Origin of the sequence: Nigerium sp. (assembly GCF_039811905.1) — a bacterium.
Taxonomy (GTDB): Bacteria; Actinomycetota; Actinomycetes; order Propionibacteriales; family Propionibacteriaceae; genus Propioniciclava.
The window spans coordinates 25604-37860 of sequence record NZ_JBDHZL010000019.1; the positions used below are offsets into that span (position 1 = coordinate 25604).

The 12257-nt window shown below is 71.0% G+C and carries 11 protein-coding genes and 1 riboswitch; of the genes, 6 read left to right on the forward strand and 5 right to left on the reverse strand.

Features of this window, described 5'->3' with window-relative positions; all coding sequences use genetic code 11:
- The 3 genes from WMJ97_RS05740 to WMJ97_RS05750 all read left to right on the forward strand — a co-directional run bounded on the left by WMJ97_RS05740 (window position 1) and on the right by WMJ97_RS05750 (window position 3705).
- Window positions 1-714 (forward strand): response regulator transcription factor, encoded by a 714-nt coding sequence (locus tag WMJ97_RS05740; RefSeq protein WP_347348017.1) that lies wholly within the window; start codon window positions 1-3, stop codon window positions 712-714.
- Complete coding sequence (locus tag WMJ97_RS05745; RefSeq protein ID WP_347348018.1) at window positions 711-2156, forward strand: HAMP domain-containing sensor histidine kinase; 1446 nt, start codon at window positions 711-713, stop codon at window positions 2154-2156. The genes WMJ97_RS05740 and WMJ97_RS05745 overlap by 4 nt, the downstream gene beginning before the upstream one ends.
- Before the next feature lie 145 nt (window positions 2157-2301).
- The gene (locus WMJ97_RS05750) at window positions 2302-3705 is read left to right on the forward strand and encodes a DUF222 domain-containing protein (RefSeq protein WP_347348019.1); all 1404 of its coding nucleotides are present in this window, start codon (window positions 2302-2304) and stop codon (window positions 3703-3705) included.
- Window positions 3706-3756: 51 nt separating this feature from the next.
- On the opposite strand, the gene thiH is transcribed toward WMJ97_RS05750, so the two are convergent.
- The 3 genes from thiH to thiF are packed head-to-tail and all read right to left on the reverse strand — an operon-like array spanning window position 3757 to window position 6382.
- Complete coding sequence (thiH, locus tag WMJ97_RS05755) at window positions 3757-4908, reverse strand: 2-iminoacetate synthase ThiH (RefSeq protein WP_347348020.1); 1152 nt, start codon at window positions 4906-4908, stop codon at window positions 3757-3759.
- Window positions 4905-5702 (reverse strand): thiazole synthase, encoded by a 798-nt coding sequence (locus WMJ97_RS05760; RefSeq protein WP_347348021.1) that lies wholly within the window; start codon window positions 5700-5702, stop codon window positions 4905-4907. Before WMJ97_RS05760 ends, thiH begins: the two co-directional genes overlap by 4 nt.
- Entirely contained in the window at window positions 5699-6382 is a 684-nt protein-coding gene (thiF, locus tag WMJ97_RS05765) for a sulfur carrier protein ThiS adenylyltransferase ThiF (RefSeq protein WP_347348022.1), read from the reverse strand. Before thiF ends, WMJ97_RS05760 begins: the two co-directional genes overlap by 4 nt.
- Window positions 6383-6574: 192 nt before the next feature.
- Window positions 6575-6681: riboswitch (TPP riboswitch) on the reverse strand.
- A 274-nt stretch (window positions 6682-6955) separates the two neighbouring features.
- Between thiF and WMJ97_RS05770 the strand changes: the two genes are divergently transcribed.
- Complete coding sequence (locus tag WMJ97_RS05770) at window positions 6956-8359, forward strand: SLC13 family permease (RefSeq protein ID WP_347348023.1); 1404 nt, start codon at window positions 6956-6958, stop codon at window positions 8357-8359.
- A complete protein-coding gene (locus tag WMJ97_RS05775; RefSeq protein ID WP_347348024.1) occupies window positions 8359-9885 on the forward strand; it encodes a carboxyl transferase domain-containing protein in 1527 nt (508 codons plus the stop codon). The genes WMJ97_RS05770 and WMJ97_RS05775 overlap by 1 nt, the downstream gene beginning before the upstream one ends.
- A gap of 571 nt (window positions 9886-10456) precedes the next feature.
- Here the strand turns inward: WMJ97_RS05775 and WMJ97_RS05780 are convergent.
- A complete protein-coding gene (locus tag WMJ97_RS05780; protein ID WP_347348025.1) occupies window positions 10457-11128 on the reverse strand; it encodes an HAD-IA family hydrolase in 672 nt (223 codons plus the stop codon).
- Window positions 11121-11906, reverse strand: a complete 786-nt coding sequence (locus WMJ97_RS05785) for a DeoR/GlpR family DNA-binding transcription regulator (protein ID WP_347348026.1) — start codon at window positions 11904-11906, stop codon at window positions 11121-11123. Before WMJ97_RS05785 ends, WMJ97_RS05780 begins: the two co-directional genes overlap by 8 nt.
- 77 nt (window positions 11907-11983) lie before the next feature.
- On the opposite strand from WMJ97_RS05785, the gene WMJ97_RS05790 reads away from it, so the two are divergent.
- On the forward strand, window positions 11984-12109 hold the full coding sequence (locus WMJ97_RS05790) for a hypothetical protein (protein ID WP_347348027.1): 126 nt from the start codon (window positions 11984-11986) through the stop codon (window positions 12107-12109).
- Window positions 12110-12257 lie beyond the last annotated feature (148 nt).

The following is a 12257-nucleotide window of genomic DNA, read 5'->3' on the forward strand; positions in this document are numbered from 1 at the left end:
ATGCACATCCTCGTTGTCGACGACGATCAGGCCGTCCGCGACTCGTTGGCGCGTTCACTGCAGTACAGCGGCTACGAGGTGGCCACGGCGTCCGACGGCGTCGAGGCTCTCGCGCACCTGTCCGCCCAGAAGGCGGCCGCGGTGATCATGGACGTGATGATGCCCCGCCTCGACGGCCTGGAGACGACCCGCATGCTGCGGGCGTCCGGCAACGATGTGCCGATCCTCGTGCTCACCGCGCGCGACGCGGTCGGCGACCGGGTCGACGGGCTCGACGCGGGTGCCGACGACTACATGGCCAAACCGTTCTCTCTCGACGAGTTGCTCGCGCGACTGCGCGCGCTCACCCGGCGCTCGAAGGGCGAGCCCTCGGGGGAGAGCAACGACAGTCCGCAGCCGCCGGCCAATCAGGTGCTCAGCTTCGAGGGGCTCACCCTCGACAACCAGACGCGGGAGGTCGCGCGCAACGGCCGCCGCATCTCCCTGACGCGCACCGAGTTCGCGCTGTTGCAGACGTTTCTCGAGAACCCGCGCCGCGTCCTCGAGCGCGGGTGGCTGCTCAACGAGGTGTGGGGCTTCGACTTCCCGACCACGGCCAACTCCCTGGAGGTCTACATCGGGTACCTGCGCCGCAAGACCGAGGCGCCGGGTGAGCCGCGGCTCATCCACACCGTCCGCGGCATCGGCTACGTGCTGCGCGAGACTCCCCCGTGATCCGGTGGCTGCGCGAGTGGCTCACCGCCCGTAGCCGCCCTCTGCAGGACCGCCTGGCGCTGCTCATCGCGGCGGCCGTGGCGGGAGCCGTCGCGATCACCGGCGGAGCCGCCTACGTGATCACCCTCCTGTCCGTCTACGCGCAACTCGACAACGAACTGGTCGATGTCGCCGCGGTGACGTCCACCTGGCTGCAGCAGGACCTCGAGAGCCTCGGCGGGGTCGACCCCAACGCGCTCCACGCGGCCAACGTGACCGTGGAGTTGCTACGGGCCGACAACTACACGATCACGCTGCCCGCCGGGCAGACACGGCTCGTGACGGGCCCGGAGGAACTCCGGGTGGCCCGCACCGGCATCGGCGCCTCCGCGCGGACGGGGGTCAGCAACACCGGCGAGTCGTACCGCATCATCTCCGTCCCGTTGCCGCGGGGGGTGCACAGCTATGCGCTCGTGCTCGGGCGTCCGCTGGGGCCGACCGAGGCGATCATGTCGAGCCTGGTGTACTCGCTGCTCACGTTCGGCGGGCTCGGAATCGTCGGGGCCGCGCTACTCGGCTACCAGATCGCGCGCTCGGCCATCCAGCCGCTACGCGTGCTGTCGGACGCCGTCGCCCATGTCACCGTGACGAACCGGCTCGTGCCCATCGAGGTGCACGGCAACGACGAAGTGGCCGATCTCGGGCGGGCGTTCAACCGGATGCTCAAGGCGCTCGACCTGTCGCGCGAGCGCCAGAAACGGCTCATCGCCGACGCCGGCCACGAGTTGCGGACGCCGCTCACCTCGATGCGGACCAACGTCGAGCTGCTCGTCGCCGACGAGCGCCAGGGGATGCTGCCGGCTGGGGCGCGGGGCGACATTCTGCGGGACGTCGCGGCGCAGTTGGGGGAGTTCACCACGCTCGTGGGCGACCTCGTCCAGCTGTCCCGCGAGGACACCCTGCAGGCGCACCCGATCCCGATCGACTTCCGCGATGTCGTGGACGCCGCCCTCGCCCGCGTGAAGCGTCGCGGGCCCGGCATCCACTGGGACGTGGAACTCGAGCCGCACTACCTCATCGGCGAAGCGGACGCGCTCGAACGGGCGGTGACGAACCTGCTCGACAACGCGGTGAAGTTCTCCCCCGAGGGGGGCACGATCCACGTCTCGCTCGAGGGCGACCGGCTCGTCGTCTCCGACGAGGGGCCGGGCATCTCCGACGACGACCTGCCGCACGTCTTCGAGCGGTTCTACCGCTCCGACCAGGCCCGGACGACGCCCGGATCGGGGCTTGGGCTGTCCATCGTCGCCCAGACCATCCAGGCCCATGGCGGATGGGTGAAGGCCGGGAGGGCGGCGTCCGGAGGCGCGGAGTTCACCGTCCGGCTGCCCGGCAGCCCGCTGCCGCCCGAGGAGTGGGAAGGCGACGAGGAGGAGACCGGGTCGCCGGCGTCCGCTGGGTGAGGCGGTCTTTCCCCTGGCCACTGGGGGCGTTGCAACTAATCGAACACTTTTTTGTTTGATGGTGGTATTCGACTATGTTGACGTGGGGTTTTGGTGCGTCGTGAGCCCGTGAAAATGTCGGGGACGGTGGGTAGGGTTCCGGGGCATGAGAAGCGGGGAGGCTGATCCGGGGGCCATGGTGGCCGCCGGGCTGGCCGCGCTCGACGGCGCGTGCCTCGGGGTCGGGCAGGCGCTCGAGTTCGCCGGAGCGCTGCTCGACCGTGTCGATCACGTCGGGCGGGCGTCCGCGACGGCCGAGGAGCGCTTGGGCTGGGTTCGGCTGGCCACCGCGGTGGCAGATCGTGCGCGCGGCCTCGCCGACCTGCTGGTCGGCGAGGCGGAGGCGGCGGAGGCGTCCGAGCGGGCCCAGGGCACCCCCATGACCACCTGGCTCACGCTCGACGAGCGAACCGGGCGTCGCGAGGCGACGCGCGCGGTCCTCTCCGGGCGCGAACTCGTCGAGCACGAACGGGTGCGCGCTGCGGTGCTGGCGGGCGAGGCGTCCGTCGCGCACGCGCGCGCCACCCAGCGCGTGCTGGCCGAGCTGCCGGAGTCTTTCGGGGCCGGCGAGCGGGCGCGGGCCGAGGAATGGCTGGTGGAGCGGGCGCGCCGGGCGACGCCGCCGCGGTTGGCGAAGTCGGGGCCGGAATTGCTCGAGGCGCTCGGGCATCCGGAGTCGTCGCTGACCGAGGCCGAGCGAGCGGAGGCGCGGTATCGGGTGGCGCGCCTGCGGCGCTTCGTGCGGTTCACCCCCGACGGGCAGGGGTCCACGCTCATCTTCGGTTCGTTGCCCACCGCCGAGTGCGCCGGGCTTGAGCGGCTGATCGCGGCGTACGAACAGTCCGAGCGCCGCGGGGCACGCGACGCGCGCGATCGTGAGGCGCTCCGCCGGACGCCGGGTCAGCGGCGCGCGGACGCCCTCGTGCGGCTCGTCGCCGAGCACGCCAGGCCCGGTCGTGCCCCGAAGGTCGCGGGTGACCGGCCGCGGGTCGTCGTGTCGATGAGTTACGACACGATGGTCGAGCGTGCCGAGCAGGCCGGGCTGATCGGTGGCGAGGCCTGCGTCCCGCCGGGGGAACTGCGGCGGCTGCTGTGCGACGCCGACGTGATGCCGGTCGTGCTCGGCTCGCGGTCGCAGCCGGTCGATCTCGGCGTGACGCGGCGCCTGGTCGACGCCGCCCTGCGCCAAGCGTTGTCTGAACGGGATCGGGGGTGCGTGTTCCCCGGGTGCGACGGCGCTGACGCCGAGTGCGAGGCCCACCACATCATCCCGTGGTGGATGCTCGGGCCGACAGCGTTGGAGAACCTCGTGTTGCTCTGCCCCCATCATCATCGCTTGTGCGAGCCAGTTCGATTCTGGACGGGTCCCGACCCCGGGCGGTGGGAGGTCAGGCTCGGCCACGATGGCGTCCCCGAGGTGCTCCCACCCGATCGAGTCGATGGCGCGCGGGTGCCGCGTCGACACGAACGGTTCCGGCGGCTCGACGACGGGCCCGACGCGCGGGCTTGAGCGCGCGGGCGGCCCCGCGCTGGCCGTGCGGGTCCGACGAGCGTCCGCGGTCTAGACGAAGATGTGGTCCGTCAGCACCGGCTGCAGCCCGAGCCGGCGGAGCGCCGACGTCATGTCGTCCACGCTCCGCCCGTCGGAGATCTCGAACTGCTCATCGCCCTCGTCGAGGCCGTCGGCGTGCTGGCCGACCCCGGTGCTCACGCCCGCGGACACCTTCGTCGCGGCTACACCCACCACGTGGTCGCGGAACGTAGCGCCTTCGCGAGTCGAGACGGTGATGCCCGCGAACGGCAGGGCAAGCCGGTAGGCGCAGAGCACCTGCAGCAGCTCCCGCTCCCCCACGTCACGTGGGTTCATCCCTGCGTCGGCGACCGTCGGACGCAGGCGGGGGCACGACAGCGTGATCTCCGCGTGGGGATATGTCCGCTGGACGGCCCGGGCGTGCACGATCGTGGCGAGCGCATCCCGGCGCCAGTCATCGAGGCCCAGCAAGGCTCCGAAGCCAACGCCGCGCATGCCCCCGATCAGCGCCCGCTCCTGCGACTCGAACCGGAACGGGAAGCTTCGCTTCCGTCCGCCGAGGTGCAGGAGGTCGTACGCAGCCGGGTTGTACGTCTCCTGGTACACGGTGACGCTGTCGGCCCCGGCGTCGTGCAGGACGCGGTAGTCGCCGGAGTTGAGGGGTTGGATCTCGACCCCCACCGTCCGGAACAGCGCTGCGGCACGACGGACGGCGTCCGCGATGTACTCGACCCCCGAGAACTTCGTGCTCTCGCCGGTCAGCAGCAGGATTTCCTCCAGGCCGGTGTCGGCGATCGCGCGCAGTTCGGCGTCCAGGGCCTCGGGTGTGAGCCGCGAGCGCCGGATGCGGTTGTTCGCGGAGAAGCCGCAGTACGTGCACACGTTCGCGCAGTAGTTGGCGAGGTAGAGCGGCGTGAAGAGCTGCACCGACGTCCCGAAGTGGGCGCGGGTCGCCCGCTGGGCGGCCTGCGCGATCTCCTCCAGCATCCCGGCTGCCGCCGGCGACAGCAGGACGGCGGCATCCCGCGGCGTCCGGACGCCGCGGCCGAGCACCGCCCGGACGTCCGCCTCGCCGCACGCGTCGAATCGGGCGGTGGCCACGGCATCCAGCACCGTGGGCAGGAGGGGTGAGCCGAGCCGCTCCTGCCCACTGAAGTAGGCCCAGTGATCGGTGTGCCTCACGCGCCCACCTCCGCGAGAAACCCGGTGAGCGGAGAGGACGCCGCCCCGCCACGCTCCAGCACGCGGCCCGGCCCGGCGAGATACGCGGCGCGGCCCGCCTCGATCGCGCCCCGGAACGCGCCGGCCATGCGCGGGAGGTCGGCTGCCGTCGCGATCGCGGTGTTCGCCATGATCGCCGCGACGCCCATCTCGATTGCTTCGCACGCCTGCGAGGGACGCCCGATGCCGGCGTCCACGATGATCGGGACGTCGATCTCGTCGACAAGGATCTGGATGAAGTCCCGCGTGGAGAGCCCCCGGTTCGATCCGATGGGCGCGGCGAGCGGCATGACGGCCGCGGCGCCGGCGTCCACGAGGTCCCGGGCGACGTTGAGGTCGGGGTGCATGTACGGCAGGACGACGAACCCGTCGGCGGCGAGCGTCCGGGTGGCGAGGATCGTCTCGTGGTTGTCGGGCAGGAGGTAGCGCGTGTCCCTGATCACTTCGACCTTCACGAAGTCACCGCAGCCCAGTTCGCGTGAGAGCCGCGCGATCCGGACGGCCTCCTCCGCTGTCCGGGCGCCCGAGGTGTTCGGCAGCAGGGTGACCCCCGCCGGGATGTAGTCGAGGATGTTCTCGGCGCCGGCCGTCGCCCGGCGCAGCGCCAGCGTCACGATTTGCGCGCCGGCCTGCTCGACCGCAGCCCGGATGAGGTCCAGGTTGTATTTGCCCGAGCCCAGAATGAACCGGGACGTGAACTGATGCCCGCCCAGCACGAGGGGATCGGCGCCGTTCGCGGGGGTGTTGCTCGTCATGTGATGTCCTTTCCGAGAATGAGTTGGACGACCGCGGTCGCCTGGTGCCCGGCGCAGATCGCCACCCGGGACGCCAGCAGCGGCAGCCCCGAGCCGACGTCGCTGCGGCCGTCGCCGCACAGGTACCAGCGGTCGGTGATACGCCTGGTCGCGATGAGGTTGGCCGGCGCGAGGCCGGCCATGCCGGACGCCCCGACCACGATGGGCCCTCCGGGCAGCGGGCAGAGGGCGTCCACGAGCATCGCCTTGGCGTCCGGCTTGTCGAACGCTTCGACCACGATCGGGTAGCCGCCCAAGACGTCCACCGCCAGCGCTGCGTCCAGCCGGACGCGATCCGTCACCACGTCGAGATACGGGTCGATCCGGACGATCGCGTCCCGCAGCGCCTCGGTCTTGGGCCTGCCGAGGTCCGCGATGCCGTACTGCTGCCGGTTGAGGTTGGTGAGGTCGACGACGTCGAAGTCGATCAGGTGCAGGCGTCCCACGCCCGTGCGGGCTAGGGCGATCGCGATGTTCGACCCGAGCCCGCCCAGCCCCGCGATGGCGACGGACGCCTCGGCCAGCCTCCGCTGCGCGTCGGCCCCCATGCGCGCCTGCAGGGCGTCGACGAGTTGCTCCTCGCTCGGGAGCGTCGGCGTCCCTCCCCCGCCCTGCGGTCCGACGGACGCCTCCCCGGACACTAACCGCCCCCCATGAACTGGACGATCTCGATCCGATCGCCCTCGTGCGGGACGCGCGTGGCCCGCTCAGAGCGGGGGACGATCGTCCCGTTGCATTCGACCGCGATCCGGTCGAGGGGGAAGCCCGCCTCATCGAGGTACGCGCCCAGGGTTTTGTCCCGCTCGCACGGGACCGGTTCTCCATTGAGGAATAACACGGAACTCTTCACTTCCTTCGCCGGCATGATCCGGACAGGTTCGACGGTCCAGGCGGCGTCAGCCTGTTCTCAACCCGTGCCCGGGCTCCCGTGGGATGGCTTCAGCATAGGCACCCGAGGACGCGCCCGCAGGCGTCCCGGAATCTTCCCTCGAGCCCACCGCGACCGGATGCCGGCCGGCGCTGTCGACCTCCGGGCGAGCCCGGCGAGCCCGGCGAGCGCGTCCGTGGACGCTCCCGCCCCGACGGCCCGCGCATTCTCTGAATGGCACTGCACGGCCTCCCACGATTCCGGCCCGACCAGGGTGCTCGTGCGCTACTTTTCTCCTGAGATCCATCGGAGCGGTCATCGCCGACCGCAGCTAGGAGATCCCGAGATGGTTGCCCTGCACACCGCCATCGCGATCATCGTGGTGGTCCTGCTCATCATCAAAGCGAAGATCGATCCGGTCATCGCGCTCGTCATCGGCTGTCTCTACCTGGGCCTCGCCGCCGGCGTCGGCTTCGAGGGCACCGTCAAGGCGATCACCGGGGGCTTCGGCGGCATCATGGAGAAGGTCGGTCTGTTGATCGGCTTCGGCGTCCTCATCGGAGCGTTGCTTCATACGACGGGCGCCTTCCGCAAGATCGTCGAAGGTCTGCTGAAGGTCTTCGGCACCAAGCGCATCCCGTACGGTCTGACCGTCGCGCTGGCCACCATCTTCCCGTCGATCTACGTCGACGTGCAGGTCGTCCTCGCGGCGCCGATCGCGCGGCAGTCCGCGAAGCACATGGGCAAGACGGGCCTCGCGCTGATGGCGGGGGCGCTCGGCTGCGGCATCTTCTGCGGCTATGTGTTCGTCGTCCCCGGCCTGTCCGCCATCTCGATCTCGGGCCTGTTGGGCATCCCGCTCGGTACGTACCTGCTGTACGGCATCGTGATCGGCCCGGTCACCGCCCTCGTGACGACCTTCCTGTTCAGCCGCATGCTCAAGCTCGGCTGGTGGAAGTCCGACAAGGACGAAGAGCAGAACGAGGCCCTGAACGAACTCGAGAGCCAAGAGGAGCCGGCGCAAGAGGAAAGCGTGCCCTTCGTGGCGGCCGACCCGCACTCCGCGGTGGCCGTCGCCGAGCCGAGGACGAAGTCCCTTCCCCTGTCGATCTCGCTCCTGCCGATCATCGTGCCGCTGTTGATGATCGCCTTCGGGGCGTTCATGGACCTGTTCAACCTCAGCAACGAGTTCATCGCGTTCCTCGGCAACGCCAACGTGGCGCTGTTCGTCGGCCTGCTGGGGGCGTACGCGCTGTCGCGCATCAGCGTGGGGCGCGACCGGGCAGCCGAGGCGCTGAGCGACGGCCTGCACACGACCGGCGAGATCCTGCTCGTCACCGGCATCGGCGGCTCGCTCGGCGACGTCATCGAGGCGACCGGCTTGGCGAAGGTGCTCGGCGGCCTGTTCAGCGCGGACGCCAGCGCCCCGATCGTCCTCTCGATCCTGCTCGCCTGGTTCATCGCGGCGGTGCTGCACCTCTCGATCGGGTCGGTGTCGGTGGCGGCCATCGCGGCGTCCGGCATCATCGCGCCGATCCTGACGCAGATCAACGTGTCGCCGATCGCGATCGGTCTGGCGATCGCGTCCGGGTCGATGTTCGCGCTGCAGGTGAACAGCAACTTCTTCTGGATGTTCAAGGCCCTCCTCGGCCTGACGACCCAGGGCACGCTCAAGACGATGACGACCGTCACGTCGATCGCGTCGTTGTGCTCGCTGCCGTTGGTCCTCGTCGTGGCGTTGATCTCGTAATGGTCCGGCCGCCGGTCGGTGAGCTGATCGCGGTCGTCACCGACCGCGGGTCGTGGGCGTCCTGGGACACCCCGCCCACCGACCCGCCGGGCATCTCGGACGCCTACGCGTCCGACCTGGCGGCGGCGCGCTCGGCGACCGGTCTGGACGAGTCGGTCGTCACCGGCGAGGCGACCTTGGCCGGACGCCGCGTCGCCCTCATCGCGGGGGACCCCCGGTTCCTGGGCGGCTCGATCGGCGTCGCGACGGCGGTCCGGCTCGCGGACGCCATCGCCCGGGCAACCCGCGAGGGCCTGCCGCTGCTCGCCCTGCCGGTCGGCGGCGGGACCCGGATGCAGGAGGGCACCCTCGCGTTCCTGCAGATGGCGAAGATCACCCAGGCGGTCATGGACCACAAGGCCGCTGGGTTGCCGTACCTCGTGTACCTCCGGCACCCCACGATGGGCGGCGTCTTCGCGTCGTGGGCGTCCCTGGGCCACGTGACGCTGGCCGAGCCGGGCGCGCTGCTGGGGTTCCTCGGCCCGCGCGTGTACGAGGCCCTCTACGGCCGGCCGTTCCCGAGCGGCGTCCAGCTGGCAGAGAACCTCGAGGCCCGCGGCATCGTGGACGCCGTCGTCCCGCCCGATCAGGTGCGGTCCGCCTGGGCGCGGATTCTCCAGGTGGTGGCGCGGGAGCCGGGTGAGGGGGCGTCCGCTGCGGCATCCGCAGCCGAGCCGGACCGCGGCCCGAGCCCCGACCCCGACCCCGACGACCTCACCGACACCCCCGCCTGGACGTCCGTGCTGGCCACGCGGCGTCCCGACCGGCCGGGCGTCCGGTTCCTGCTCGCGGGCGCCACGGACGTCACGATGCTCAACGGCACCGGCGACGGAGAGTCGCACCCCGGCTCGGTGCTCGCGCTGGCGCGGATCGGCGGCGAGCCCTGCGTCGTCCTGGGTCAGTGCCGCGAGGGGCAGACCCTCGAGAACCCCCTGGACGCCGCGGCCCTCCGCGAGGCGCGGCGCGGGCTTCGGCTCTCCCGGGAGCTACGGCTGCCCCTGCTCACCGTGATCGACACGCCGGGCGCGGCGCTGTCGAAGGAGGCCGAGGAACGCGGCCTCGCCGGCGAGATCGCCCGGACGCTCAGCGAACTCCTCACCCTCCCCACCCCCACCGTCAGCCTGCTGATGGGCCAAGGCGCGGGCGGCATCGCGCTGGCGCTCGTGCCCGCGGACCGGGTGTTGGCGTCCGAGCACGCGTGGCTCGCGCCGCTGCCGCCGGAGGGGGCGTCCGCGATCGTCCACCGCGACACCGAGCACGCGGCGGAGTTGGCCGGGGCCCAGGGCGTCCGCGCGCGGGACCTTCTGCGCAACGGGATCGTCGACCGGGTCGTCCCGGAGCCTCCGGACGCCGCCGCCGACCCGGACGCCTTCCGCGCCGGACTCTTGGACGCCGTCTCCGCCGAGCTCCGGCGGGTCGTGTCCGCCGACGGCGAGCTCCGGCTCGCGGAGCGCGCCGAGAAGTACCGCACGCTGGGCGTCCGCTGACCGCCCGATCGCGACGCGCGGGAGTCCTGTCTACCCCGGCGTCCACCTTCGACCCACAGGGTTATCCACAGGCGCATCCACACCTGGGGAGAACGACACAGCTGGAGTTCTGGACCGTCCACCCAGGCGCGACACCTTGTCGCATCGTGACCGTCCCCGCCGCGGGACTGCCCGATCACCCAGGCCTACGGATCGCAGGAGCCCTCGGGACTCGCAACCGGAGGTCAGCAGCCTCGGCCCCGGACGCGCCCGTCCAGCCGGGCATCCACCGCGCACGCACAGGGTTATCCACAACTCTGTCCACACCTGGGGAGAACTACACGCCTGTCATTTCAGGCACCCGGCAGCAAGGTCACAAGGGGGCCAAGACGCTCCAAGTCCGACTGAACGCCGAGGAGTTGGGCGCTTTGACCCTGTTGGCCGAGCAGCGCGGCGTTCCCGTTTCAACCCTGGCCCGAGACTTCCTCCTCTCCCATCTGGCAAGCACCGATGATTCCCCCACAGCGTTGATCGCCAAGATCCGAGCCGGTTCGCCGAGACGCTGGCCCCGTTCGGCTCGCGGCAGTATCGCTCACCGGGGCAGCGTGATCGCCACCCCGTGCCCTCCGGCGTCCACCCGGACGCCGCGCAGGTCGGCCACGGTCCAGTCGGCGCCGCGGGCCGCCGCCCCGGAACCCACGCCCACGACCCGCATCCCCGCGCGTCGGGCGGCGTCGATGCCGGCACCGGAATCCTCGAAGACGAGGCAGTCCTCCGGCGCCAGTCCGAGTGCGTCGGCCGCGACCAGGAAGCCCTCCGGGTCCGGTTTGCTCCTCGACACCCGTTCGGCGGCGATCGCGACCGGAGGCATCCGGACGCCCGCGGCGTCCATTCGAGCCGTCGCCAGCGGGACGGTCGCCGACGTGACCAACGCGTGCGGGACGCCCTCGAGCGCGGCCACGAACGCCCCCGCGCCCGCGATCTCCCGGACGCCCTCGAGCGTCACCGTCTCCCGCGCGAGCAGGGCGCGGCTCTCGGCGAGGTTCTCCTCGTCCGGACGCCCCGGCAGCAGGTCGCGCATGCTCTCGTGGCTCTGCCTCCCGTGGATGACGGCCAGCACGCCCGCAGGGTCGAGCCCGTGCGCGGTCGCCCACTCCGCCCAGAGCCGTTCGACGACGGCGGTCGAGTCCACGAGGGTGCCGTCCATATCCAGCAGGACGCCGCGGGCGCGAATCGCGCCCCCGCGCCGGTCGTGCTCAATCATCGTCGCTTCTCCTCGCTGTTTCGGGGGCCACGTGCACCTGGACGCCCGCCTCGCGGAACTGATCGACAACAGCCTCGGGGGCGTCCTCGGTAACGACGAGGTCGTCCAAGTCATCGAACCCACCGAACCGGAAACTGGACGTCCGCGCCAGCTTCTGCCCGGTGGCGAGCATGATTCGTCGTGCCCCCGCCGCGGCGATCGCCCGCTTGATCTGGGCGTCGTCCCAGGTGGCGGTGGTAAGCCCGTGCGCCGGGGACGCCGCGCAGGCCCCGAGCACGGACACATCCGCGCGCATGTCGCGCGCCGCCTGAATGGATGCCGCCGCCGTCGCGGACAAGCTGTCGGGAGTGATCAGTCCGCCGGGAACGATCACCCGGATGTCCCGACTCGTCCCGAGCGCGACCGCAGCGTGCAGCGACAGGCACAGGACGGTCATCCGGCGGCCGACGAGCGTCTGCGCTAGCGCGTCGTTCGTGGTGCCGTTGTCGAGAATGACCGACTGATCGTCGTCGATCAGGGACGCCGCGACCGTAGCCAGAGAGAGTTTCTGCTCCAGATTCTCGTGCGAGCGCAGCGAGTAGGGCATCGGCTGGCCGCGGTTGTCGACCCGGACAGCCCCGCCGTGCACCCGCTTCAGGAGGCCCCGCCCCTCCAGATCGGCCAGATCGCGCCGGATCGTGATCGGGGACGCCCCCGTCAGCGCGATCAGCGCGTCCACGGTCATCCGCTGCTGACCCACCGCCCGAATGATCATTCTCTGTCTTGATGATCGTTGCACGTGATTATCCAACCACGAAGAATGGTCATGTCGCCACGACAACGACCGGAGACAACGACCGAAAAGGAGCCCTCGCCATGACCACCTTCATCATCCGCACCGCCCAGACCATCAGCGCCGCCTTCGACACCTTCTCGATCCGCGGTCTGCGCACCACCGGCGCCCAGCTGCGCGCCTTCCGCACCGGCCTCGACCTGGAGTGAGGACGTCGCCGAGACGCGCCCGCTCCTCCACAGCCGCCCCGTCCAGCCAGCAATCCACCACGCACCCACAGACTTATCCACAGGACCGTCCACAGCTGTGGAGAATCACACGGCTGTAGTTCACGGCGTCCGGCCCTCGGGGTGTGTG